General features: G+C 53.7%; 18 protein-coding genes and 1 pseudogene. 6 read left to right on the forward strand and 13 right to left on the reverse strand.

Going from position 1 to position 24828, the window contains the following annotated elements:
• The first annotated feature begins 1279 nt into the window (after positions 1-1279).
• Together yhbH and J2X61_RS00185 are read left to right on the forward strand one after the other, a co-directional pair.
• Positions 1280-2437: a sporulation protein YhbH gene (gene yhbH / locus J2X61_RS00180; RefSeq protein WP_274466413.1), complete on the forward strand. Its 1158-nt coding sequence runs from the start codon at positions 1280-1282 to the stop codon at positions 2435-2437.
• Positions 2434-3867: a SpoVR family protein gene (locus J2X61_RS00185; protein WP_310184971.1), complete on the forward strand. Its 1434-nt coding sequence runs from the start codon at positions 2434-2436 to the stop codon at positions 3865-3867. Before yhbH ends, J2X61_RS00185 begins: the two co-directional genes overlap by 4 nt.
• Positions 3868-4532: 665 nt before the next feature.
• Here J2X61_RS00185 and J2X61_RS00190 read toward each other — a convergent pair.
• Both J2X61_RS00190 and J2X61_RS00195 read right to left on the reverse strand, forming a co-directional pair.
• Positions 4533-4727, reverse strand: a complete 195-nt coding sequence (locus tag J2X61_RS00190; RefSeq protein WP_310184972.1) for a hypothetical protein — start codon at positions 4725-4727, stop codon at positions 4533-4535.
• Positions 4715-6016 carry a methyl-accepting chemotaxis protein gene (locus J2X61_RS00195; protein WP_310184973.1) on the reverse strand — a complete coding sequence of 434 codons (1302 nt, stop codon included), beginning with the start codon at positions 6014-6016 and terminating at the stop codon, positions 4715-4717. The genes J2X61_RS00190 and J2X61_RS00195 overlap by 13 nt, the downstream gene beginning before the upstream one ends.
• A 372-nt stretch (positions 6017-6388) precedes the next feature.
• Here J2X61_RS00195 and J2X61_RS00200 point away from each other — a divergent pair, with 372 nt between their 5' ends.
• Both J2X61_RS00200 and J2X61_RS00205 read left to right on the forward strand, forming a co-directional pair.
• Entirely contained in the window at positions 6389-6601 is a 213-nt protein-coding gene (locus tag J2X61_RS00200; RefSeq protein WP_274466416.1) for a hypothetical protein, read from the forward strand.
• A 151-nt stretch (positions 6602-6752) separates the two neighbouring features.
• Complete coding sequence (locus J2X61_RS00205; RefSeq protein WP_274466417.1) at positions 6753-7544, forward strand: hypothetical protein; 792 nt, start codon at positions 6753-6755, stop codon at positions 7542-7544.
• A gap of 59 nt (positions 7545-7603) precedes the next feature.
• Here the strand turns inward: J2X61_RS00205 and J2X61_RS00210 are convergent, their stop codons facing one another.
• The 9 genes and pseudogenes from J2X61_RS00210 to J2X61_RS36255 all read right to left on the reverse strand — a co-directional run.
• On the reverse strand, positions 7604-8434 hold the full coding sequence (locus tag J2X61_RS00210) for an aldo/keto reductase (protein WP_274466418.1): 831 nt from the start codon (positions 8432-8434) through the stop codon (positions 7604-7606).
• 82 nt (positions 8435-8516) lie between these two features.
• The gene (locus tag J2X61_RS00215; RefSeq protein WP_310185638.1) at positions 8517-9962 is read right to left on the reverse strand and encodes a nicotinate phosphoribosyltransferase; all 1446 of its coding nucleotides are present in this window, start codon (positions 9960-9962) and stop codon (positions 8517-8519) included.
• A gap of 11 nt (positions 9963-9973) precedes the next feature.
• The gene (gene nadE, locus J2X61_RS00220; protein ID WP_310184975.1) at positions 9974-10816 is read right to left on the reverse strand and encodes an ammonia-dependent NAD(+) synthetase; all 843 of its coding nucleotides are present in this window, start codon (positions 10814-10816) and stop codon (positions 9974-9976) included.
• 65 nt (positions 10817-10881) lie between these two features.
• Positions 10882-11424, reverse strand: coding sequence for a cysteine hydrolase family protein (locus J2X61_RS00225; RefSeq protein WP_310184976.1), 543 nt, complete (start codon positions 11422-11424; stop codon positions 10882-10884).
• 69 nt (positions 11425-11493) lie between these two features.
• Positions 11494-12261 (reverse strand): NUDIX hydrolase, encoded by a 768-nt coding sequence (locus J2X61_RS00230; protein ID WP_274466421.1) that lies wholly within the window; start codon positions 12259-12261, stop codon positions 11494-11496.
• A gap of 113 nt (positions 12262-12374) precedes the next feature.
• Complete coding sequence (locus tag J2X61_RS00235; protein ID WP_310184979.1) at positions 12375-14447, reverse strand: class I SAM-dependent methyltransferase; 2073 nt, start codon at positions 14445-14447, stop codon at positions 12375-12377.
• Between the two features lie 53 nt (positions 14448-14500).
• The gene (locus tag J2X61_RS00240; protein WP_274466423.1) at positions 14501-14827 is read right to left on the reverse strand and encodes an SPW repeat protein; all 327 of its coding nucleotides are present in this window, start codon (positions 14825-14827) and stop codon (positions 14501-14503) included.
• A 174-nt stretch (positions 14828-15001) separates the two neighbouring features.
• The gene (locus J2X61_RS36250) at positions 15002-15952 is read right to left on the reverse strand and encodes a methyl-accepting chemotaxis protein (protein ID WP_396135391.1); all 951 of its coding nucleotides are present in this window, start codon (positions 15950-15952) and stop codon (positions 15002-15004) included.
• Positions 15947-16726 (reverse strand): annotated as a pseudogene (locus tag J2X61_RS36255) (MCP four helix bundle domain-containing protein); the annotation flags it as partial. The pseudogene J2X61_RS36255 and the gene J2X61_RS36250, both read right to left, overlap by 6 nt.
• Positions 16727-16871: 145 nt before the next feature.
• Here J2X61_RS36255 and J2X61_RS00250 point away from each other — a divergent pair.
• Positions 16872-20609, forward strand: coding sequence for a response regulator (locus J2X61_RS00250; protein ID WP_310184981.1), 3738 nt, complete (start codon positions 16872-16874; stop codon positions 20607-20609).
• Positions 20610-20702: 93 nt separating this feature from the next.
• Positions 20703-21608, forward strand: a complete 906-nt coding sequence (gene trhO / locus J2X61_RS00255) for an oxygen-dependent tRNA uridine(34) hydroxylase TrhO (RefSeq protein WP_274466426.1) — start codon at positions 20703-20705, stop codon at positions 21606-21608.
• An 83-nt stretch (positions 21609-21691) separates the two neighbouring features.
• Here trhO and J2X61_RS00260 read toward each other — a convergent pair whose 3' ends face one another.
• Positions 21692-22222: a hemerythrin domain-containing protein gene (locus J2X61_RS00260; protein WP_274466427.1), complete on the reverse strand. Its 531-nt coding sequence runs from the start codon at positions 22220-22222 to the stop codon at positions 21692-21694.
• 107 nt (positions 22223-22329) lie between these two features.
• Positions 22330-24522 (reverse strand): methyl-accepting chemotaxis protein, encoded by a 2193-nt coding sequence (locus J2X61_RS00265; protein ID WP_310184983.1) that lies wholly within the window; start codon positions 24520-24522, stop codon positions 22330-22332.
• Positions 24523-24828 lie beyond the last annotated feature (306 nt).

The raw sequence follows: 24828 nt of genomic DNA on the forward strand, positions 1-24828 counted from the left end.
AACGGACACCAGCGCTGTTATTTGGCCTAATTGGGCGAGAATTCGCCCCGATTTCCCCAAATAACGTCACCTGTGTCCGTTAGAATCAGAACCAGCCGCTTCGCAGGGCATTAGCGGCTGTGGTGTCCGTTAGATGCGCGCCTTCGGCCGTGGGCATCCTGGGTGCTGTGTCCGCCGCGGCCAGCTAACGGACACAGATGCTCTTAATCGGCCTATATCGGCCGATTACACATTCTAACGGACACCCGTGCTGTTATTTGGCTTTATGGGGCGAGATTTCGCCCCGATTTCTCCAAATAACGTCACCTGTGTCCGTTAGAATCGGAACCAGCCGCTTCGCAGGGCATTAGCGGCTGTGGTGTCCGTTAGATGCGCGCCTTCGGCCGTGGGCATCCTGGGTGCTGTGTCCGCCGCGGCCGGCTAACGGACACAGATGCCCTTAATCGGCCCATATCGGCCGATTATACATTCTAACGGACACCCGTGCTGTTATTTGGCCTTATGGGGCGAGAATTCGCCCCGATTTCCCCAAATAACGTCACCTGTGTCCGTTAGAATCAGAACCAGCCGCTTCGCAGGGCATTAGCGGCTGTGGTGTCCGTTAGATGCGCGCCTTCGGCCGCGCGCATCCTGGTTGCTGTGTCCGCCGCGGCCGGCTAACGGACACAGATGCTCTTAATCGGCCCATATCAGCCGATTGGAGATTCTAACGGACACCCGTGCTGTTATTTGGCCTTATGGGGCGAGATTTCGCCCCGATTTCTCCAAATAACGTCACCTGTGTCCGTTAGAATCGGAACCAGCCGCTTCGCAGGGCATTAGCGGCTGTGGTGTCCGTTAGATGCGCGCCTTGGGCCGTGGGCATCCTGGGTGCTGTGTCCGCCGCGGCCGGCTATCGGACACAGATGCTCTTAATCGGCCCATTTCGGCCGATCACACATTCTAACGGACACCCGTGCTGTTATTTGGCCTTATGGGGCGAGATTTTGCCCCGATATCCCCAAATAACGTCACCTGTGTCCGTTAGAATCGCAACCAGCCGCTTCCCAGAACATTAGCGGCTGTGGTGTCCGTTAGACCCCCACTTAACGGACACCCAACGCCTGCATTTCCCCGCATCCCCGCCACTTGAAAAATTTCCCATCACATATCCCCCGCGGACTTGAATATATTTAGTAACAAGCTATTTTTTCCATTCTAAATCATTGCTTTATGCATGCCATACGGTCACTGTAAGCTGCAACTTGTCAAGATTGATCACGCCTAAGGAGGTGTCAGCATGACAGAACCCCTATTTACCGTATCTCGTGAGGACTGGTCCTTGCACCGCAAAGGGTATCAAGATCAAACCCGACACCAAGAGAAGGTTAAAGAAGCCATCAAGCAGAACCTCCCCGATCTGGTAACGGATGAGAGTATTGTCATGTCCAACGGGAAGCAGGTCGTGAAAGTGCCGATCAAAAGCCTGGATGAATACCGCTTCCGTTATAATTTCAACAAAGGGAAGCACGTCGGTCAGGGAGACGGCGATTCACAAGTCGGCGATGTGCTGGGGACCGATCCGCAGCCAGCCCAAGGTCCCGGCAAAGGCGAGGGTGCCGGCGATCAGGCCGGTGAAGATTACTATGAAGCCGAAGTAAGCATGGAGGAGCTGCAGGCGATGCTCTTCTCCGAGCTGGAGCTGCCCAATTTGCAGAAAAAAGAAAAACGGAACATGACCACAACCGAAGTCATTTTCAATGACATCCGGAAGAAAGGGATCATGTCCAACATCGATAAGAAGCGCACCATTATTGAGAATTTGCGCCGTAATTCCCGCTCAAGCGCGCCGGGCATTCATCATATCTCCCCCGATGACCTACGTTTCAAAACGTGGGATGAAGTGGAGAAGCCGCATTCCAACGCGCTCATCATCGCCATGATGGATACATCCGGTTCCATGGGTTCCTTCGAGAAATATATCGCCCGCAGCTTCTTCTTCTGGATGACGCGGTTCCTGCGCACGAAATACGAGAATGTGGAGATTGTATTCATCGCCCATCATACGGAAGCCAAAGAAGTCACGGAAGAGGAGTTTTTCACCAAAGGCGAAAGCGGCGGCACGATCTGCTCCTCCGCCTACCAAACGGCGATCGATATTATCGACAAACGTTACCCGCCTTCCCAGTTTAATATTTATCCGTTCCACTTCTCGGATGGCGACAATTTAACGTCCGACAACGAACGCTGTGTCAAGCTGATCTCCCAATTGATGGAGCGGTGCAACATGTTCGGCTATGGAGAGGTCAACCAGTACAACCGCAGCTCTACGCTGATGTCCGCTTTTCGCCATATTCACGACCCCAAATTCCTGCACTACGTCATCCGTGAAAAAGGCGAAGTCTACAAAGCGTTGAAAACCTTTTTTAGCAAGCAGGAGGGAGTGGCTGCAACGTGAGTAAATCCGAAATCGAGCAGCTTGAATACGCTATTGACGAGATAACGGAAATTGCCAGAGGATTCGGTCTCGACTTTTATCCCATGCGCTATGAAATCTGCCCTGCCGAGATTATTTATACGTTCGGGGCTTACGGGATGCCAACCCGTTATAGCCATTGGAGCTTCGGTAAAAACTTTCACCGCATGAAAACCCAGTACGACCTGGGCTTGAGCAAAATTTACGAGCTGGTCATCAACTCTGACCCATGCTACGCTTTCCTGCTGGACGGCAACTCGCTCATTCAAAATAAACTGATTGTCGCGCACGTGCTGGCGCACTGCGACTTCTTCAAAAATAACGTCCGTTTCTCCAAAACGAACCGGAATATGGTCGAAAGCATGTCCGCGACGGCCGAACGCATTCGCCAATACGAGCTCGAGCATGGCATCGATGAAGTCGAGCAATTCATCGACGCCGTTCTCGCCATTCAGGAGCATATCGATCCCGTGCTGACCCTATCCTACCGGCAGGCCCGCAAGCGCCAGGAATATAACAAAGTGCAAGCGCCTGAAACGCCCAAAGAAGTCACATACGGCTACGAGGATTTATGGAGTTTGGATAACCGCAGCAAACCCGCGCCCGCAACGGATAAAGAGGAAGTCAAACGCTTCCCGCCGAGACCGGAGAAAGATATTCTGCTCTTCATCGAAGAGAACGCGCCGTATATGGAGGATTGGCAGCGGGATATTCTAACGATGCTGCGGGATGAAATGCTCTATTTCTGGCCGCAGCTGGAGACCAAAATCATGAACGAAGGCTGGGCTTCCTACTGGCATCAGCGCATCCTGCGCGAGCTGGATTTGACGGAGGAAGAAACGATCGAATACTCCAAGCTGAACTCCTCGGTTGTCGTGCCTTCCCGCCACACGCTGAATCCGTATTACTTAGGGCTCAAAATCTTCGAGGACATCGAGAAGCGCTGGGACAATCCGACCGAAGAAGAAATACGGACCCAAGGGCGCAAAAAAGGCGAGGGCCGCAGCAAAATATTCGAGGTCCGCGAGTACGAATCGGATACGTCGTTCATCCGGAACTATATGAATAAGCCGCTGGTGGAAGAGCTGGATTTGTATGTTTTTGAGAAGAAAGGGCCCGAGTGGAAAATTACGGATAAAACGTGGGAAAATGTCCGGGATCAGCTGTTCGCCTCGCGTGTCAACGGCGGATTCCCTTACATTGTGGTGGAGGATGGCGACTACCAGCGGAACGGCGAGCTCTACTTGAAGCACAGCTATGAAGGCGTCGAGCTGGACCTCAAATATGTGGAGCGTACGCTCCCTTATATTTATAAGCTGTGGGGCAAACCGACCCATTTGCATACGGTGGTGGAAGAGAAGCCGGTCTTGTTCACTTTCGACGGAAAGAAGCATCATCGCAGATTTCTATAGAAGAAATGAAGCCCATGCTTATAAGCATGGGCTTTTGGCGGTTCTTTGGAGTACTCGGATGTTTGGTGCTATTCAAAATTCTCGTGAAGGCACGGACTTTCCCATAAGGATACTTTCTCCTCGACTCTTCTGATTAACTTAATTTTATATTCAATTGTTTCCTGTTGACTAAAATATTCACTATGAATTTGTTAAAAGAGATGCCGTGCCTTTTCGGTCCACTGTATGTTCAACTAGAGCTCACCGCGCTTTATCGTAGGGACTGGAGTAAATTCAGGTATATCACCTTTGATGCATAGAACAAATTAATGGATATCAGCTAATCTGATTGTGAACAGCGATAAAACGCGGGAAAATATCGCAATCAACTGTTTGCTTCGCGCGTTAACGGCTGGTTCTCCTATATCGTCGTGAAGGATGGACAACCTTCAAGTGTAACGAACGGGTCGAAGACAAGTCACGCTTCGTCATCGTCGACTCCGGGGCTGAATATGATTATATAATCATCAAAAATCCCCTCAATTGCGAGAATTGCATATGATTTTTCATATACAATCAGGTGCTCCTTCCAAACATGGGAGCTGAAGCAATTGTATATGAATCCCCCGCCCGCCAAACGTAGGGCTGTATAGGTCATCGCGCCGCAGCCTGGACTCCGGGCTCAATCACCGCGAATTACCGCCCTCAGCAACCGCCTCCTCCATCCACTCATTCACCAAATCCATCGTGCTCTTGAAGCCCAGCCGCCCCGCATTCACCAACCCGCTTCTCGCCTTCTCATACTCGCCATTCAGCATCCATCTGACATTCTGCTCCTTCGCTTTGCTGAACTCCTGCCACCTTTGTTTCAAAATGGCCAAATAGTGCCGGTCCCGCCCGCTGGCGACCTTCCTCTCCAGCTCCTCCAGGCACGCTGCCAGCTCCCGTTCTTCGCGGCTTTCTGCCCGTTCCAATACCGGATCTCGGTGATCTCTCTGGCATCGATCATGGAAACCATAATAGCCCGCAAACCAAGCGCATGCTCCACCCAACGGTCCATCTCCGTCTGCAGCGGATGGTCATCCTGCCCGGCAGGCAGCTTGAATTGGGAGATGACGGAACGAAGCGACGAGCTCGCCCGGGTCGTTTCGTGGATATCATCGTTCATCCGGTGCATGGACAGCTGCTGGATTTCGGTCGAGGCGAGCACTTCTTCACAGCCTGCGGCCACCTGCTCGATGGCCGCCGACGTTTCGTTCAAAGATGCCGAAACCGAAGAACTGTTCGACAGCATGTCGGTAAACCGGCCATCCATCTCCTGCATTTGCCCCAGAATGCGTTCAAGGAACAGGGACATTTCTGCAAACTCATGCTCGGACGCCTCCATCGTGACAACGCCGGTGCCGACCGCCTGCTGCAGCCGGTCGATGCCGTCTTTCAAACCGTCGGCATTCTCCGTAACCGAGGCGATCTGCTCATGGATGGAAACCGTAGCTTGCTGCGCTTGAACGGCAAGCTTGGATATTTCCTCGGCAACGACAGCGAAGCCTTTGCCCTGCTCGCCCGCGCGGGAAGCTTCGATATTCGCGTTCAACGCAAGCAGCTGCGTTTGATTGGAAATCTCTTTAATTTGCTTGACGATCCCGGTAATCCGGTTAATGGCGCTCTGCAGCTGCTGCATTCCCGCATGAATGCTGGCACTGTCTTCGGAAATGCCCAGCATTTGCTCCTTGGAGGTACGCATGTCCTGCTTGCCTGCGGCCAGCTTCTCCGCAAAAAGATGCGCATCCCGGACCAGCACGCCGTTGCTGTGGCCCACATGTCCGAGAACCTGATGAATTCCCGCCATTTCCTCCGCCATATGCTGAATCGTCTCCGACGTATCCTGCATGCCGACGGCAATTTCCCGAACGGTGCTCGTCACGCCTTCTACCTGCTCGGCCATTACTGCGGACTGCTTGCTCATATCAACCATTTTGGCATGCAGACGCTCGGAAGCACGATTCACGATCCTGATCATCCCTTTAAGGCTGCCGATCGCCTTCCGGAGAGAAACGATCAGTAACGGAGGTTTGCCTTTGGCAGCCAGTGCCATGCTGAAGTCGCCCGATGCCATGTTAAGTAATTTCTCTTCCATCCATTTGCTTGCAGAAGAACGGAACATCTTCATAAGCGCCACCCCTATGACCACAATTTGTAGAAAAACAAAAAGAAGCCCTCCTCACCCGGAGCAGCAAAGCATGACAAACGTGAGTTTGCCTGCATGGCTTGCACGACAGGTAATTAGAGCTTCTTTGCTCCGACAAGCCTTTACGCCGCTGTAAAGGCCGTCAACCATTTCGACTTCAAGTGACATCATCTTATCATATGTGAGGTTATATGACAATATATTAACATTGCAAACAATCTTTATTCTCTCTTTTCATTGTGACAAAAGAAGTGCTTTCTCGACAACGATAATCGACGGACATCCTGTCATGTCCATGGTACGCTTAGAACTCAGTTAATTGATAATAATTTTCATGTTAGGAGATGAGTTGAATTGAGAATGAATATTTTATTTAACAAGAAGCCGATTTCTGTCAACTTTATTGGCACCGACCACAAATTGATTCCCTCTCTGATCAACGCTCTTCGTTATAACAAATTTACGACGACGAACCTTGTTCATACGTTAGAACACGTGGATTTATTTAGTTCGGAAGCCATTTTATATGCAAAGGATGGAAATAAAGCCAGAATTCCGATTTTCTAAATGCACGCCTACATACAAAAGAAAGCCCTCTCGTCCATGCGATCCATCGCTTTGGCGGATGGGCTTTTTTTTCATTGTAGCAGGCATATCCCCTATTTTTTTTCATAGACTAATAGAAATAAGAGAGTTGAAGAATAGGAGTGTTGCCCTGATGCGCACGTTCCCTCCTGTCAGATCCAAAGCGGCCTCCCTGCTTATCTATGTCCTAGTTGCCATTACTAGTTTCATATGGACGGTCATTCTGGGGGCGCCGCCTAAGAACCCGGCACCAGCGCTGCCGGTATCCGAATACAGCGTTCACCAGGCGAGCAACGGCGTGACGCTTCACAGCATCCGGACATTGCCGCAGAACATCGGGCTGCGAGCGATCGCATCCAACGTCACGGACACGCTTGAGAACGGGATCAATGGCGGATTTTTCTGGCAGGGGTATCTGCTCAGCATCGCCGTGATGAATGACCGGCCTGTGAAGGGCCAGCCTGGCGATTACGGGTCCGGGTGGTACAACATCGACCGCAAACGCGGCACTTTGGTCTGGGATGAGAAGGCGCAAACCTTCACCGTTCAAGTCGCCCGGCATGCCGGTGAGCTGAAGGTGATGGACCGCGGGCATTACTGGGCGCAAGGGGGCGTAAGCATGGGACTGGCCAATCCGGACGGATGGGCCGCACAGGCGGTGGCGGAAGAGATGCCGGTCATCGACGAGAAGCGGATGCGCTCCGGCATCGTGTATGATCGGAACAACAACGTCTATCTCGTTGTCGCTCCGACGCCGTGCACCGGCGAGCAATTCCGCACTGCCGTGCAGGAGCAGGTGGGGGACGGACAGCTGGTGGACGGGCTGTTCCTGGACGGCGACGGTTCTTCCCAGCTCAAGGTCGCGGACGATCTGCTGCCCGGTGATCACCGCGAGGTGTACCAGATGATTGCGCTCCTGAAGTGACGCCGGCACAGCAAAAAGAGGAATTCCCGCTGCAAGCGGAAATTCCTCCGAAGCCATCCTCAGAACGGTACGTTGTCCGGGTCCGCGCCAAGGCGTTTGTTCTGATTCAACGTATCGATAAGCGCCATATCCTCGGAACTTAACTCAAAATCGAAAATATTCGCATTGTCGCGAATCCTCTGCTCGGTCACCGATTTCGGAATCGTGACGACACCGTTCTGGATGTCCCAACGCAGCACGATTTGGGCCGGCGATTTGCCGTGCTTGGCTGCCAGCTGCGACAGCACCGGCTGATCGAGATTGCCCTGCATAAGCGGGCTCCAGGCTTCCAGCTGAATATGGTTCTCGCGGGTGAAAGCGAGCAGCTCTTTCTGAGCGAGCAGAGGATGGTACTCGACTTGGTTCACCGCCGGCACTACGCCTGTATCTTCTATAATTTGCTGCAGATGATGAATTTGAAAATTGCTGACCCCAATAGCGCGCACGTGGCCTTCCTTATACAGGTGAACGAGCGCTTTCCATGTTTCTCTATATGTCGCCGGTTTCGCCCAGTGAACCAAATACAAATCGATCGTTTCCAGCCCCAGACGCTTGCGGCTTGCTTCGAACGCCTGCAAGGTGGACTCATAACCCTGATCCGAGTTCCACACCTTCGTCGTCACGAAAATGTCCTCGCGCGGCACGCCGCTTTCGCGCAGACCTTGACCGACGCCTTCTTCATTCCCGTAGATGGCCGCCGTATCGATGCTGCGATAGCCTAGCTGCAGGGCCGTCCGGACAGCGCCGATCACTTCTTGCCCTTCTTTGGTTTTCCAAACGCCCAATCCCAGCCATGGCATGTGCACGCCGTTATTCAAAGTAACTCCTTGTGTGAATGCACCTGTCGTCATCCTAATCTACCTCCATTTTCGTATGAATCGTGTAAGAGATACATAGCTGCATACTTAACTATCATACCACCGGAGACAGGGATTACATAATCGTGTGCGCATGAATCAAATTCATTTTCAGCTCCCACAGCTCGGCGCTCAAATTCACACGGTAACCTTCCGGATTGAGCTTCCGGAGGTATTGCGGCCAGAACGTTCCGATCTGCTCCGTATGGTAGGCGCGAATCTCATCCAGCGCCGGCAGCTCGTACACAAGCTCGCCTCCGGCGAAAATCGAGCGCAGCAGGGGAATGGCCTCATAATCCTCAATATACTTGTAGATGTACGTGTGGGTAGGATCGAACAGCTTGATCCGCGCGCCGCGGCGAATATCCGTTTCGTGCTCCAAAGCGAGGTAGTCCGCTTCGGCTTTGCCGGTTTGCTTGTTCACAATCCGGTACAATTCCTTAAAACCGGGCGTGGTCACTTTCTCCGGGTTGCCCGAAATCTTGATGACGGGCAGGAACTCGCCGTCTTTCTCCCGGGCGACCAGCTTATAAACGCCGCCGAGCGCAGGCTGGTCGGCGGCCGTAATGAGCTGGGTGCCGACGCCCCAGACGGTAATCTTGGCGTCTTGAGCCTTCAAGCCCTCGATGATGTTCTCATCGAGATCGTTCGATGCCACGATCGCCACATCGGGGAAGCCCGCCTCATCGAGCATCCGCCTGGCCTGCTGCGATAAATACGCCAAATCGCCGCTGTCGAGGCGAATGGCGTTCATTCGCTTGCCCTGCTGGCGGAGCAGCTGCGCGATCTTGATCGCGTTCGGCACGCCGCTGCGCAGCGTGTCGTACGTATCCACGAGCAGCGTCACCTGTTCCGGCAGCGCCTCGGCATAAGCACGGAAGGCTTCCTCTTCCGTGTCGTGCGCCTGCACCCAGGCATGCGCGTGGGTGCCCTTGGCCGGGATGCCGAACAGCATCCCGGCCCGCAAGTTCGAAGTCGCATGGAAGCCCGCGATGTAAGCCGCTCTTGCGCCCCAGATCGCGGCGTCCGCCTCTTGGGCGCGTCTCGTGCCGAACTCCAGCAGCACGTCGTTCGGGGCGACCTGCTTGATGCGCGACGCTTTCGTCGCGATGAGGGTCTGGTAGTTCACGAAGTTGAGAATCGCCGTCTCCACAAGCTGCGCTTCGAAGATGGTCGCCACGACGCGCACGATCGGCTCGTTCGGGAAGATGAGCGTCCCTTCGGGTACGGCCTGCAGGTCGCCTCTGAACTTGAAGTCGCGCAGCGCTTCAAGGAAATCTTCGCGATACTGTTCCTCCTGCTCCCGCAGATAGGCGATCTCGTCATCGCCGAAGCGCAAATTCTGAATGTAGCGGACGAGCCGCTCCAAGCCGGCGAACACCGCATACCCGCCGCCGAACGGCAGCTTGCGGAAATACACCTCAAAGACCGCCCGATTCCGGTGAGTGCCCTGCAGCCAATGCGCGTACATCATGTTAATTTGATATTTATCCGTATGAAGCGTCAAATTGTCATAGTTCATTTCAGTCCCCTTCATTCCCCGTCACCCTTCCACCATGTGTCATAGCATGTTACCGGTCCTCTTCGTTTGTGCTCCGTCATCCCATAGCGCTCCTCGATCTTCCGTACGGCGTCAGCAGGGAGGGGGCGTCCTTCCAAATAATCGTCCAGCTGCTCATACGTAAGCCCAAGCGCTTCTTCGTCCGGAAGACCCGGCTTCATATCTTCCAGGTCGGCCGTCGGTTTCTTCAAATACAGATGCTCCGGGCAGCCCAGCTCCTTCAGGATTTGCCGGCCTTGCCGTTTATCCAGGCCGAAGATCGGTGCGACATCGCAAGCGCCGTCGCCATGCTTCGTGTAGAAACCGGTAATCGCCTCGGCGGCATGATCTGTCCCCAGCACGAGCAGTCCGTAATGCGCCGCCAAGTCGTACTGCACTTTCATGCGCTCACGCGCCTTCACGTTCCCTTTATGGAAATCGCCTAACGTCTCGCCGGTCGCTTCCGCGAATTGCTGAACGGATGCATCCACAGCAGGCTTGATGTTCACCGTAACGACGGAGCTCGGCCCGATGAACCGAATCGCCGCCTGCGCGTCCGCCTCATCCTGCTGCACGCCGTAGGGCAGCCTCACCGCCATGAACCGGTATGCGTCCTTGCCGCTCTCGGCGTTCAGCTCGTCGACGGCCAGCTGAGCCAGCTTGCCCGTTAACGTCGAGTCCTGACCGCCCGACATGCCCAGCACATAGCCTTTGGCTCCGGTGTACCGAAGATAGTCTTTCAGAAACTGCACACGCCGCCGGATCTCGCCTGCCGGGCTGATGGCCGGCTGTACGTGCAGTGCCGCTTGTATTTCGCGTTGTTGTGCCTGTGACATAAGAAACATCTCCTTGGAATTGGATTGGATGATTCTAGCATTCCTGTTCATACCGCCGTTTCATACTACCAGCCGCGAACAACTTTGGCCCCCAGCGTACCTGTATAATGCTGCAGCGCCCATACATGGCCTTGCTCGTTGAAGCTGGCGACCGCATCCTCATGCACGACGATGCCGAAGCCTCTGTTGTAAGCATCCACCGCGGTGTGCAGCACACAAATGTCCGTGCATACGCCTATCAAGTGCAGCTCCCGGATGCCTCTGGCCCGCAGCTTCACTTCCAGATCGGTCCCGCAGAACGCGCTGTATCGCGTTTTGTCCATCCAGTAAATCTCGTCTGCATGCCGTTCATGCACCTCTTTCAGCTTGCCGTACAGCTCGCGTCCCGCCGTGCCGCGAATATTGTGCGGCGGGAACAGCTTCGTCTCCGGATGATAGGGGTCGTCTTCATCATGCAGATCCACCGCCATAACGACGAAATCATGCTCGGCGACGAACTTGGAGGTAATCTCACATACCCGGTTCTCGATGTCGATAGCCGGCTCTCCGCAGGGGAGTTTCCCTTCAACGAAATCAAACGTGTAATCAATGACAATCAGTGCTCGCATCTAGCAACACTCCTTATTAAGTACTATTAATATTATTATTTTGACAATATCAATCCCTAAAAGAGAGGCCTAGCTGTAGATGGACAGCTGAGGCACATAATCCGTGAACCGGTATAACTGGGCAGCGCGTTGGGAGTATTGGTTGGACATTTTCCCATGGCCATTCCTATCCAGCACTTCCTCGATGATCCCTTTGCGGCTCTGCGTGGACGTAATTTTGCGGATGAAATTGCGCTCATTGAACGACGGAACAACGGTCTGAATCACTTGATACAGCTCGGAAATCGTGAATTCCTCCGACAGAAACTCCTTGGCGATCGTCGTCGTCAGCATCTTCTGCCGAACCCGCTCCAGCGCATCCCGGAGGATGGTCTCATGATCGAACGCGAGATCCATCGCGAGCGCTTCCTCCACCGGGAACAGCCGCACATCCGCGGCGTCATCCGCTGCCTGGCGCTTCTCCAGGAAACGTTCATGCACTAGAGCGAAGTAGGCATGCGAGATGATCCATCCCCGAGGATCACGGCCCGGCGTGCTGTACACGTTGAAATATTCGAGGTGGACGTCGGAGACGCCCGTCTCCTCGGTCAATTCGCGGCGCGCGCTTTCGTGTATCGTTTCCGTTTCGGCCGAGAATCCGCCCGGCAGCGCCCACTGGCCTTCGAACGGCCATTGCTTGCGCTGAATCAGCAGTACCTGCAGCTCCCGCAGCGGGAGCGACTTCTTCACAGAGCCTTTGCCCTCCGAAGTAATGGTGAATATGACAATGTCCGCAGGCGCACCGTCCGGCGTGCGATATTTGCTTGCTCGATAATTGCTTTCGTTCTCTGTGTTCAAGGTACTCACCTGCTTGATTCGCTTCTTGATATTATCAATTTGATATTTTCATTATGACATAAATAAAATCCGTATGCAACAGCTTTTTTGCTTAAAACCTGAGCCTGGAGCGCCTATTTTTCTATCACAATCAAACAAGTGCTGTCCGGCAGCGCCACTTCGTTGCCATGATCATCCATCAGCTTTACTTTGTCCCGCAGTGCTTCCGTATATCCTTCCTGGAGAAAATGGCGGCATTCTACAATACGGGCTTCCGCACCGAGCGTATGCTGAATGAAAGCGATGAATCCGCTCGGCGTGAAATAGCCGAACTGTTCCTGGACCTCATGCACATAGGCTTCTTCCCCCCACGTGTATGTATATAGAAATTCCATGGCATCGTTCACTGGCATCGCCACTTCGTCGGGTCCGACGACCTCATAACGGATTGCCCGCCCCTCGAAGTCTTTGGCATACCGCTCCAAGACGGCCATAGCCCCAGGGTCCAGAAACCGGATTCTGCGCATTTGCTCCGCAGGCTCTGTCATGATCCCGTCCCGGATGACGATCCGCCCTCCCGGCGACAGCACCTCGAATGCGCTGCGAAGTGCGGCCGCAAGGGTCGCGTGGTTGAATTTCCGGCCCTCGTAGGGGATGTACGAATACAACTCGTGCAGAATCGAAGAGAAGATGACGGTATCGATTGTCCCCGGCTCTACATATCGCTTAAGGTCCAGCGCATCGCCTTTCATGACGTCCCATTTGCGGCCCTCCAACTGCTTCTTGCGCAGAAGCGCCTCGATCACATTCGCCGAAATATCGATTCCGATTCCCTGCTTGTCAGGCAAATACTGCTCGATGAGATCGAGCATGACACCGCCGCCCGGCCCTATATCGACGACCCTTTGCCCGACGACATAGTCCAGCATCAACTTCTTGTAATCCGCCGTCCGGTTCATCGTGGCCAAATATTCCTCCTCGTTATGGAAACGGTCATAGGCATCCCGGCGCAGTTCGAACAGATCGAACAGCAGCAGAACCGCCTTCTCGTAGAGCGGCGATTTCTCGGCTTCCACGCAAAATTCGATCAGCTTCTCCGCTGCCGGCGAGAATTCGAACGTCACGAACAGCGTGTCCGGTAGGGTCGCCATCCATTCCGCGCGATGCCGCAAATGCGCGTTATTCCGCTGAAGACGCCCTTGAAGGATGTCCTCCCACGACAGCTCGTCCACATATTTCTCAATCATCCGCTTCTTATAAACATTAACTTTCTTGCTTCCTTTGTAGTCATAATACATCGTGTTCATTAGCGGCTCGAAGCTGATATGCCGGACATTCTCCCCAGGCGCGCATGCAAGCTGAACGAGCAGGAGAACCTTGACCATTTGCTCCAGTGAGAACTCCTGCAGGCCCGCTTCCACGTACCACAGCGTTGTCCCGTCGAGGTAACCGGCAAGTCCGTCCAGAAGGGCAGGAGCTTCCTCCTGCAGCTTCCGGAAGGCTGCTTCGAAGTTCTCGCCCTTCCGAATGCTGTTTCCGCGCAAGCGCGCAAGCCTTTCAGAGAACTCCGGCTCCTTGAGCCGTTCCTCCGATGCGATGAGCGCGACCCATGTCTCGACTTGAGGGCGGACGGAAACCCACAGCTCCTCGGATACCGCCGCAATGATGCAGCGATTGAGCGGAAGCAGCAATTCTCGCAGCTCCTCCTCGGAGAGATGACCGCTCTTCACAAGCTGTCTCAAAGGCTCGTGCTCTTGAACCGGGACCTCGCCCCGTATGGTTTGGCCGATGAGCCCGTGCGTGACGATCAACGTATGGATCACGGTGCTCTTGTCGCTGCTGAGATCGTCATGGAGCTTGTACAGCTGTGCCGAGCCCAGATTATGTACATGGTAACCAATGCCTTGTTCCTGCCACCTGAGACGGTCTCTCAACGTTCCGCCTTTGGCGACCTCGGACCATATCAGCACTTCCTCCAACACTTCCTTCTTCCAGAAAGACAACGCCAGCCCGTCCAAAATGCGCAGCGTGCGCTCAACATAATCAAGAACAGGGTTCGCCTGAGCCAGCTCCCGAATCGACTGAATCCGCTCCAGATTGACGATGCGTTCTTCCGCCGAAATCAGGTAGGTCAGCCATGGGTGCCCGCTGGCTGCGCCGGCGTCCCCTGTTCGATATTTGTGGATCAATTCCAATGAACGGAGCATGTCTATTTGTATCCTCCTATTAGTTCCTGGTCGTTTCCTTCCAGTATAAACGATTATTGCTCATCGGCGTACAAGTTGGCGTAATTCACGAGAATGGTCATGAAGCCGAGGAACACAAAAGAGAAGTAAGCCATTAAACCGACATGAAACAAATTAGGAACGAGAATGAAGATGGCGCCAATGGCCAAACAGAGCCAATTCTGCCATACCCGCTTCCCCGACTTCCCTAATGCCAGCAGGGATCCTACGAACTGTAAGCTTCCAAGCAGCACACTGGCATAGAGCGCATTCGTTTGATCCGAGAATCCAAATACCCAGGGGCTAAGCACAAACCAGAGTCCCATGCACGCCGAAATCAAATTTTTCATATACATGGTCATCTTCCACCTCCTACAAGTTTTTGGCATCATCGTGAATCCGATATGGAAATTACGAGATATATTAGTATACGCAAGCGCTTTCAATAATGTGAACAGGAAAAGCCTCCGCCTCACCCAAATGTTTGGGCGAACCGAAGGCTTCGTTGCTGTTTCTTGTTGGATTTGGCATTTCATTTAGGAAATGCGGAATGTCGTAACGGCTTGATGCAAATCTTGGGCAATGGTCGCCAAATTTCTGGCGGAGGAAGTGATCTCTTCCGTCGAGGCCAGCTGCTCCTCGGTTGCTGCGGCAACCGATTGCGCCGTTCCCGAGGTTATCTGCGCCACGGAGCCGACGTTCGCTACGGTCGCCGCCACCTGTTCGGAGGATGCGGCCATTTGTTGAGCGGCAGCCGCCGTTTCTTGAATTTTGCTGGCAACCTCCTGCGAAGCCGACACGATTTGGCCGAAAGCCTGTTCGGCATGGCCGACTTCTCGCAAGCCTTCCTGCACTTCCAGCAGACCGCTGTTCATGACGGCGGCTGCGCGTATGGAATCTCTTTGGATGCTCGAGATAAGCTCGGAAATGCCGCGGACCGAGTCGTCGGTCTGAGAAGCCAGCTTCCGAACCTCGCCCGCCACGACCGCGAAGCCTTTGCCGCTGTCACCTGCACGCGCCGCCTCAATCGCTGCGTTCAACGCCAACAGATTCGTCTGGGAAGCGATGCTGCCGATCAGCGTGGAGATTTGCCCGATGCTCTGCGAATGCTTCTCCAGCTCTTGAATCACTTTATTCGCAGCATCCACGGAGTGGCTGACCGCGGTCATTTTGCTCACGACGCGTTCCATCGAATGCGTGCCTTCTTCGGCGATTTGCGTCGCGGATACGGACAGCTCGGACACGTCGGAGGTCGTCTCGGCGATGCGCTGGATGCCGACAGACATTTCTTCCATGGCTCTGCCGCATTCCATCGAGCTCTGGGCCTGCGAGTCGGCGCCGGTTGCGAATTCCTGAACCGCTGTGGCGACGTGTTGGGACGCGGACGCATTTTGCTCCGAGCTGGCGAACAGCTGCTGGGAAGAGGCCGCCACGCTGCTTGCGGCTGTCATCATTTGCAGGACCGATCCGCGCAGATGCTCGACCATCCGGTTCACGGAAGAGGCCAGTTCGCCGATTTCGTCTTTATTTTTCACGACAATAGGCTCGCTCGTCAGATCGCCGCTTGCAATCCGGCTCAACACCTGCGACGTTCTCCGAACCGGGGTAGAAATGTTGCGCACTAGCCCCACGCAGGCAGCAATCATGAAGACGACCAGCACGCCTTGCACAATCAGAGATATCCTCACGCTCTCATCATAGAGGTGCTTGTTCTCTTCGTCGGCCAGCTTTCCGCCTTCCTGGTTGTAGACGACCATTTCCGCCATCGTTTTTTGCGCTTTGCCGAACGCCGCCGACATCGCTTGCAAACTTTCCGCCGCTTCTTTCCCTTTAGCCGGGTCACCCGATAGCTGTTTATTATTTGCAAAAGCCTCTTTGAATCCATTCCAATTCGTGTTAAGCTCATTGAATTTGACAACGTCTTCATCGCCGGACAAACTTCCCTTATAGTTTTCTAACAATTTGTCGATGTTTGTCATCGTCCCGACAATAGCCGCATCCAAGGGCTCATGCTTTTTCGTATCCGGCTCCATCTTTTTCTGATAGTATACCGTCAATAAATGCTCCGAGTTGTAGTGGATCTCATCCATGATTTGTACGCCGATCATCCACTCTGTCGCCATCTTCGTGCTGTTCTCCTTAAGAACGGCCATCCGCGTCATATCGGTATAGCTTAAACCGCCGACCATGAGCAGAATAATCGCAAATACCGACATCAATTTCGTTTTCACCGTAAAACGCATTGAACCAAACCCCTCCATTTGTGAATGAATGTTCGAACTATGATGTATACTCAATTCATCCTTGATATCATTGATATTAATTGGTAAACGTTAAAGGAATTCTGCATAGATCTCGTAAAAATTATGAGTTTTCCTAACATTTTGTCGAATTATGGAGGTTTCCATGTCATCTTCCTTGCGTTTTAAGCTGGTTGCGCTGATGGTACTGATTACAACGATTTCACTAGCCGTCGTCGGCTTTACGAACTACAAGCTGTCCAAAGACAAATTAATCGAGCAAATGAAAAATCAGGCCGTTGCTTCCGTCGCCAATTCCGCGCAAAATTTGTACGATTTCCTGTCCATTCGCGTAGCCGAAGTGGAGCTTGTCAGCCGCGTGAGCGACATGAGAAAAGGAACGCCGAAAGCGCAGATTCAATATTTGACCCAAGAGCTGCAAGCGGGCAATAATCGTTTCTCCTCTATGGGGGTCGTTGATTTGCAGGGCAATTTGCTGTTAACCAACGGACAGCGATTGAACATTAAAGGCGAGCGAAGATTCGAAGAAGCTCTTCTCGGCCAAACGTTCATTTCCGATCCGCACATCGGCGAAGTATCCAAGACGTACATCATTACAATTACAGCGCCTATCTATAACGAGAACAAACAGATAACGAGCATCGTCGATATCTCGCTGGATGCGGACCGAACGTTCCGCGAGCATCTGTATCCGCCGCTGGCGGGCGGCCAGACGGTTATCGTGAATCATGAAGGCATGATTCTCTACCATTCCGACAACAGCAAAATATTGACCCAAAACATTTTCAAGAACAATCCCGGGCTAACGAAGGACTTTAATGAAGCCTTCCAGCATGATGCCGGTTATTTCGATCAAGTTCTGGATAACGGCAGCGAAGCGCAGTGGTTCTATGCCCGCGTCCCCCATCTGAACTGGCATCTTGCCTACTCGATGCCGGCCAAAGCGGTGCAAGCGCCGGCCAGCACGCTGCTGTGGTGGACTGTCGGATTGATCTTCGTCACGACGGTCGTCATCTTCTTGCTGATTCGCTTGACGGCCAATACCTTGATCATCTCCCGCGTCCAACAAATATTGCGGGTAACGGAATCGGTCGCAGCCGGCGACTTTTACATCCAACCGCTCAGCTTCACCAGCAAAGATGAGCTCGGCGCGCTCGCCCATTCCGTCAACGGGATGATCGACAATTTGCGCGAGCTGTTCGAGCCCTTCGAAGCTTTCATTCACCATAATCAATATGCGATGATCGTCACGGACCCTCATTTCTCTATTAACCATATGAACCGTCGAGCGATGGAGCTGCTCGGTTATTCGTTAAGCGAGGTGCATAAGAAGGCTACGCCGATGCTATGGCTGGATCAAGAGCAGCTCGCCGAACGGGCCGCCAAATATTCGCAGGAGCTGGGAGAGCACATCCCGGCCGATTGTACGGCGCTCGTCATCCGGTCCTTGCGCCAGATGAATGAAGATTTGGAATGGATCTGGTATCACAAGGAAGGCATGCGCATCTTCGTCCAGCTCAGTGTGAGCGCCATTACGCACCCTGGCGGCGATCTCAAAGGCTTCGTCTTCATTGCCCGCGACATCTCCGACATCAAAGAAAGCAATGAAACGAAGCTGCGGCTGCTGACGATTGTAGAAAGCGCCAGGGACGCCATCCTCTCCTTCGATATGCAGGGCAACATTTTCTATATGAATCAAGCCTGCAGAAACCTGCTCGACCTGGAGCGCGACACAAACCCGCGTTACCATTTCAGCGAGTACGTAGACATCCAATCGGACGTCGATCTGGACGAAGGGCTGCTTACAGCTATAACCGATGGCTTCTGGGAATTCGAGGCGGAGGTCTTGACCAAGGAGCAACGCCGAATATTCATCGACGTCGTCGTCGTCCCGCACAGCCCTGCCGAGAAAGGCGAACGCTATTTCTCCGCCATTTCACGGGATGTTACCGAGCAGCGGCAGGCCAAAGAGGGGCTCATCCGCGCGAAGCAGGAAGCCGATGACGCGAATTTGACCAAGGGCATCTTCCTGGCACGGATGAGCCATGAAATTCGAACCCCGCTCAACGGCATCGTCGGCTTATCCCATCTCATGGAGCGGACCGCCATGTCCCCGCTGCAGCGCGATTATATGAGCAAAATCATGAAATCCTCGCTCTCGCTGTCCCAAATCATCAGCGATATTCTGGACTTCTCCAAGCTGGAGGTCGACAAGCTGTTGATCGAACACCACGACTTCCTGCTAGACGACACGGTCGACAGAGTGTGCGAAACACTCAGCGTGCTATTGGGACATAAGCCGGTTGATTTTATTTGCGATATTGAAGAGGATGTTCCGCTCAGTCTCATCGGCGATTCGCTGCGTCTGTACCAGGTGCTGCTGAATCTCACCAGCAATGCCATCAAATTCACGGAGCAAGGGACGGTCACGCTGCGAATTCATGTCGAAGAGCAAAGGGACGACTTCGCCGCTATCCGCTTCAGCATCATCGACACGGGCATCGGCATGAGCGAGGAACAGCTCGCCAAGCTGTTTCAGCCCTTCGTGCAGGCCGACGAAGGAACCAGCCGCAAATTCGGCGGTACAGGGCTTGGCCTTGTCATTGCCAAGAATATTATCGAGAACATGGGGGGCTGGATCGAAGCGTTCAGCCAGCCTGACACCGGCAGCGAGTTCAGAGTGAGCCTTCCGTTCTCCTTATCTTCACAGGCGGTGAAGACGCCCAAGCCGTTCCCGCTTCGGGCCTTCCTCGTCGAGGATCATCCCGAGCTGCATCGGGTGCTGCTGCGTACGCTTCACGCCATGTGCACTGATGCGGAAGGCGTGTACGCGTGGAAGGAAGCGAGGCAAGCGGTTGGGGCCATCCCGCTCGATATAATCGTGCTGGATATGGAGGCTTCTGACATGTACGGGGAAGAAGTGTGGCTGGACATGCTGGAGGCGTGCAAGCGCCATAACCTGAGAACGATTATTTACACGACGCTTCCGGGCCGCGACGCTCTGGAACAGCTGCCTCCTGAGGCCGCGCCGGACGCGATCCTGGTGAAACCCGTCTCCAGAAGCAGCTTGTATCACACGCTGCAGAACTTGACCGGCGGCGCCGAATCCGGCAGCGGGGGCATCAGCGCCATAGAATCGTGGACTTCAGCCCCGCGCATTTTGCTAGTCGAAGATAACGAAATTAATCAAACGGTCGCCAGGAACCTCCTTGCCGGCATGAACGCTGACGTGCATGTCGCATCCAACGGCTTCGAAGCTTTGGCGCTCATGGAGGCGGAGGATTACGATCTGATCCTGCTGGACATTCATATGCCAGAGCTCGACGGCATCGAAACCGCGAAGCACATCCGGCTTCAACCCAAGTGGCGGCATATTCCGATCATTGCAGTTACGGCCGATTCGACTCTGGAGAAGCGTCTTGCCTGCATCCGTGCCGGCATGAATGAGGTCATCTCCAAGCCGATCATACCGGACCGGCTGTTCGAAGCCGTCAACGGCATCTTGAACGAGCGGGCCAACATGGCGACTCCCGGATTGAACAAGGATGAAGCGCTGGGACGGCTGCTCGGGAAAACCGATATCTATCATCACATGCTGCGCAAGTTCCATGAGCAGTCCCAAGGTCTCGTCGAGCAGTTGGGTACAGCCATTCGGCAAACCAAATACGAGGAAGCCCTGAAGCTGCTGCACACGCTTCGCGGCTCGGCGAGCAACTTGTCCGCTTATCGTGTCCTTGCCGCGGCAACGGCTCTGGAAGACATGCTGTCCGATGCGGCGCCGCCGGACGAATCCCGGTCCAATCTCGTCCACAACCAGCTGCAAGCGCTGGCCATTGCCTTGGAAGAGGTGTTTCATACGATCCAAAAATTGCCCCTCGATTGAAAAATGTGCGGTTTTATGTCACACTATGCTTATGCTCTCTCTGCCTTCAGGCTGGGAGCATGCATTTTATACGTATAGGTGGTTAAACAAATCATGGCAGAACAAAACGCTCCATACCGCATTTTGTTGTATTATAAATTCGTTAACGTCATAGATCATGAAGCATTAGCAAGCGAGCATCTCGCCTTCTGCAAGAAGCTCGGCATCAAAGGCCGGATTCTGATCGCCCCGGAGGGCATCAACGGAACGCTCTCGGGAACTGTCGAGCAGACCGATGCTTACATGAAGATGATGAGCCAGATGCCTCTGTTCAAGGATATGGTGTACAAGATCGACGAGAGCGAAGGACATGCTTTCAAGAAGCTGTTCGTCCGCCCCAAAAAAGAGCTCGTCACCTTCCGGCTTGAGGAAGATGTGAACCCGAATCAGCTTACCGGCGTTCATCTGAAGCCGAAGGATTTCTACGAGAAGCTCCAGCAGGAGGATGTCATCGTTCTGGATGGACGCAACCATTATGAATACGATATCGGCCATTTCCGCGGCGCGATTCGTCCGGAAGTGGAAACGACGCGGGAGTTCCCGGAGTGGATCCGCAACAATCTTGAGCAGTATAAGGACAAGCCGATTCTAACGTACTGTACGGGCGGGATCCGCTGCGAGAAACTGTCCGGCTTCCTGATCAACGAAGGATTCAAGGAAGTGTACCAACTTGATGGCGGCATCGTCACCTACGGCAAAGACGAAGAAGTGAAAGGCCGTCTCTTCGACGGCAAATGCTACGTCTTCGACGAGCGCATCTCCGTTCCGATCAACCGTACGGAAGAAGATGTCATCGTAGGCAAATGTTACCACTGCGGCAAGGCGGAGGACCGCTACATCAATTGCGCGAACGACCTCTGCCACTTGAAGCATATTTGCTGCGAGGCTTGCGAAGAGGAGCACAACAGCTTCTGCTCCACGGAATGCGAAGAGAAAACGATGAGCCGGCTTGAGGCTTAACGGCGTTTCACCATCCGGCATGTCAATTTGAAAGGGCCTTCTGCAAGTCATCCGACTTGCGAAAGGCCCTTTGCTATGTAAAGCTACGTGAACTGCTCCATAATCCGGTCGGTTAGCGGATACACCAACTCCTCCTCCAATGTGAAATGTTTAAGCAGTATGAGGCAGGCTGTCGACAGCTCCGATGCCATCAAATGCAGAAACTCCTCATCTATCGGCACTTTCATCGCATTCACACCGTCAACGAAAGTTTGCACAACCCGTTTGGCCAAGTCATGATCCTGTTCCAGCACAGAGATGGAACGGGAGACAGACAGCGCGGTGGTCGGATGCAAATACGATTGCAGCTGGGGAAACAGTACCCTCTCTTCCCATTCCGAATGCTGCTCCAGCTCTTCTACCAGGAATAGAATCCTGTCTTGGAGTTCAATCAGCTTGCACATTCCTATTGAGCAATCCTCGAGGGAGTACAAGGAAGCCGCCATCATACGAATCTCGGAGAGCTGCTGACGCATCTGCACGTGCTCCTCCTTCAGACGCTCTACGAGCAACGGGAAATTCCCGGGATCCGCGACATACTCCCTATTCGTTTGAATGCTCAAACGGTGGTTCATTCGTCATCCTCCTTTAAGTTTTGTTGCGCAAGAAAAAAACTGACTCTTTCCGCATTACCATTGTATGCAGAAGGGGTCAGCTAACATGCGAAGGAAAACAAGGGCAATTATCGAATGCGGCTTTCGGTCAATTTGAACTGCTTCACGAGCTGGAGCAGCGACTCCGTAATCGCTCCGACCTCTTCCGTCGTTTGGCGCACGTGCAGCATATCGTGCAGCAGCTCCTGCACGGTTTGCTCCACCTCCGCCGAGATTTGGCGGTTCTCCTTACTCACGCCGGCAACCTTCTCCATCAGCGCCACCACTTCTTCGACGACTTGGGTCTTCTTCGTGTCGCGGGCGCTGGCGCTGCTGAGAATCTCCGTGGCCGCCGCAACGATTTGCGTCCCTTCCAGGACGACCTTCGTGCCTTCCTCCATCGAGAGGAACGCTTCATTGGCATGGCGTTCGATCTGCTCGATCGTCTCGTTGATCTCTTCCGTCGATTTCTTCGTCAGATCCGCCAACTTGCGGATCTCCCCGGCCACGACGGCGAAGCCTTTGCCGTGCTCGCCGACCCGGGCCGCTTCGATGGAGGCATTCAGCGAGAGCAGGTTGGTCTGCGCGGATATTTCCTCAATCACCTTCAGCAGCTTGGGAATCTCCTGCGTCGTGAGCAGGAACGTCTGGATCGTGCGGTTCGTTTCGGCGACTTTGACGGAGATCTGATCCATCTTATCACCGATGCGGCCTACTTCGTCCTGGGCGACGGCAATTTGATCGGATGCCTTATCCTCCAGCTCGCGCAGCGTGCCGCTCATATTCTGCGTGACATCCTTGGCGATATCGATGTCCTTCAGCTGGCCGCGCAAAGAGCGGATCATGTTGTGAATCTGGGTGCTCATGCGGCCGGTCGACTGCTCGGTGGACCCCGTCGACTCGTTCATCAGCTCCTGGCTGGTCTGCACCTCGGCGGCCGCCTGCTTGACCTGCAGCATAATCCCTTCCAGCGAGTCGATCATATTGTTGATCCACTTCGCCAGCTCCCGCGTTTCATCCCCGGCGAACTCCTGCACCTGCAGACGCTGCGTTAAGTCTCCGCTGCCCTCGGCGTTCACACGGATGAATTTATTGATTTGTGCGAGCTGCCGGACGAGCGGTTTACTTCCTTGGCGCCGGATCAAGCTAGAGCCAATGACACCGTACACCGCGCTGGCGGCTGCGGTGATCACTCCGCCGAGCCAGCCGGAAACATGGCCGGACAACAGCCAGAAACTTGCGCCCGATAAAACGATAAAGCCTGCGAGGAACCACAGCTGCAAGCTGAACAGCTTCCAGTCAATGCTGCGGATCCGGTACACCTCTTCCAGATCCCCTTCGCACATCATGCCCCATACGTCCGGGCAATGCGGCAGCTGGAACGTCACCCCTTTGCCGATAACCGGGATATGCCGGTAGTCGGAATAGCCGGGAAACTCTACGAAGAGGTTGTGTCCTTGGGCAATCGTTCCCGCAACCCCGGGATGCAGCTGGCTCGTAGCCGGATCCGTGAAGACGAGCTCCAGCTCCGTATGCTCCTTGACCCGCACGATGCCGAAATCCGTGCGTACGCCGTCTTTCAAGTTATCCCCGTGCGTGAAGGTCAGATCCTCGAACCGGCTGCGCGACAGCGCCGTACCCGGAGCGATATGCTTATTGAGCACAGGCTTCGCCATGAACAAATAATTGTCGCCGGAATCCGGGTATACATGCCCGGATTCCCGCTGAATGAGATCGCCGAGCACATCATTGGGCACGCGTCCGCAGAGCGCCCCTTTCCACACGCCGCCTTCCATCACAGGCAGAATGAAAGCCAACGTCATCGCATCGTGAAACGGCGAGGTGCTGGGGCCGATCTTCAGCGTCATCTCGTCGGAAAAGGGCCCGAATAAGCATTTGTCCCCTTTGCGGCTCATCTCCAGCCCTTTTGCCAGTACACTTCCAGCCTCGTAAGATTTCCCGACATGAGCGGGATAGGTGGAGCCGCAGACGGTCCCCTTGTCGTCCAGCATGAAAATTTCCGAGAAATCGGCACCGTTTTTCAGCGTGATGGCCAGCATTTTGTGCAGACCCACTGCATCCTGCGCCGCTGCCGACTTCGCGATTTGTACGTTCAACCTGTCCAAATGCAGCCAATAAGACTCGACCCAACTGCGCAAAATCTCGGTACGCGTATGGGCAATACCTTCAAAGATATGTTCTACATCTTCCTTGAGATGCCGATTCAGGCGATACGACCACCATAAAGGCAGTCCTTTTCGAAACCCAAGCCAATCAAACATACCCCATCCCCCTTTAATCACATATGGTGTGATTTTCTATGACATTCATCATCTTATTCGACATTCTATAGCGATTTCTATCGTAAAGCAAGACAAAAGTAGTTAAATTCTTGAATCTGTAATACTTTCGGCCTATATCCGTCATCCTAAGAAAATATCATGTAAGGTATATTGACATAATTTTCTGAAAAATCTACAATGTAGATGTGTATCGCGCTAATGGACACTGCAGCCGTTATCCTCGTGCAAAACGTTGCATATCGCTGCTAACGGACAACATGGACCTTATTCGCCGTCTTCGGGACC

The organism is Bacillus sp. 3255 (genome assembly GCF_031456485.1).
GTDB lineage: Bacteria > Bacillota > Bacilli > Paenibacillales > NBRC-103111 > Paenibacillus_E.

What these genes read in the sequence shown, in the direction of transcription:
- J2X61_RS00250 (WP_310184981.1), top strand. Translation starts at nt 16,872, where the DNA reads ATGTCATCTTCCTTGCGTTTTAAGCTGGTTGCGCTGATGGTACTGATT.
- J2X61_RS36250 (WP_396135391.1), bottom strand. Translation starts at nt 15,952, where the DNA reads ATGGTCGAGCATCTGCGCGGATCGGTCCTGCAAATGATGACAGCCGCA.
- J2X61_RS00195 (WP_310184973.1), bottom strand. Translation starts at nt 6,016, where the DNA reads ATGAAGATGTTCCGTTCTTCTGCAAGCAAATGGATGGAAGAGAAATTA.
- J2X61_RS00215 (WP_310185638.1), bottom strand. Translation starts at nt 9,962, where the DNA reads ATGAACTATGACAATTTGACGCTTCATACGGATAAATATCAAATTAAC.
- J2X61_RS00225 (WP_310184976.1), bottom strand. Translation starts at nt 11,424, where the DNA reads ATGCGAGCACTGATTGTCATTGATTACACGTTTGATTTCGTTGAAGGG.
- J2X61_RS00260 (WP_274466427.1), bottom strand. Translation starts at nt 22,222, where the DNA reads ATGAACCACCGTTTGAGCATTCAAACGAATAGGGAGTATGTCGCGGAT.
- J2X61_RS00240 (WP_274466423.1), bottom strand. Translation starts at nt 14,827, where the DNA reads ATGACCATGTATATGAAAAATTTGATTTCGGCGTGCATGGGACTCTGG.
- J2X61_RS00205 (WP_274466417.1), top strand. Translation starts at nt 6,753, where the DNA reads ATGCGCACGTTCCCTCCTGTCAGATCCAAAGCGGCCTCCCTGCTTATC.
- nadE (WP_310184975.1), bottom strand. Translation starts at nt 10,816, where the DNA reads ATGTCACAGGCACAACAACGCGAAATACAAGCGGCACTGCACGTACAG.
- J2X61_RS00210 (WP_274466418.1), bottom strand. Translation starts at nt 8,434, where the DNA reads ATGACGACAGGTGCATTCACACAAGGAGTTACTTTGAATAACGGCGTG.
- trhO (WP_274466426.1), top strand. Translation starts at nt 20,703, where the DNA reads ATGGCAGAACAAAACGCTCCATACCGCATTTTGTTGTATTATAAATTC.
- J2X61_RS00235 (WP_310184979.1), bottom strand. Translation starts at nt 14,447, where the DNA reads ATGCTCCGTTCATTGGAATTGATCCACAAATATCGAACAGGGGACGCC.
- yhbH (WP_274466413.1), top strand. Translation starts at nt 1,280, where the DNA reads ATGACAGAACCCCTATTTACCGTATCTCGTGAGGACTGGTCCTTGCAC.
- J2X61_RS00265 (WP_310184983.1), bottom strand. Translation starts at nt 24,522, where the DNA reads ATGTTTGATTGGCTTGGGTTTCGAAAAGGACTGCCTTTATGGTGGTCG.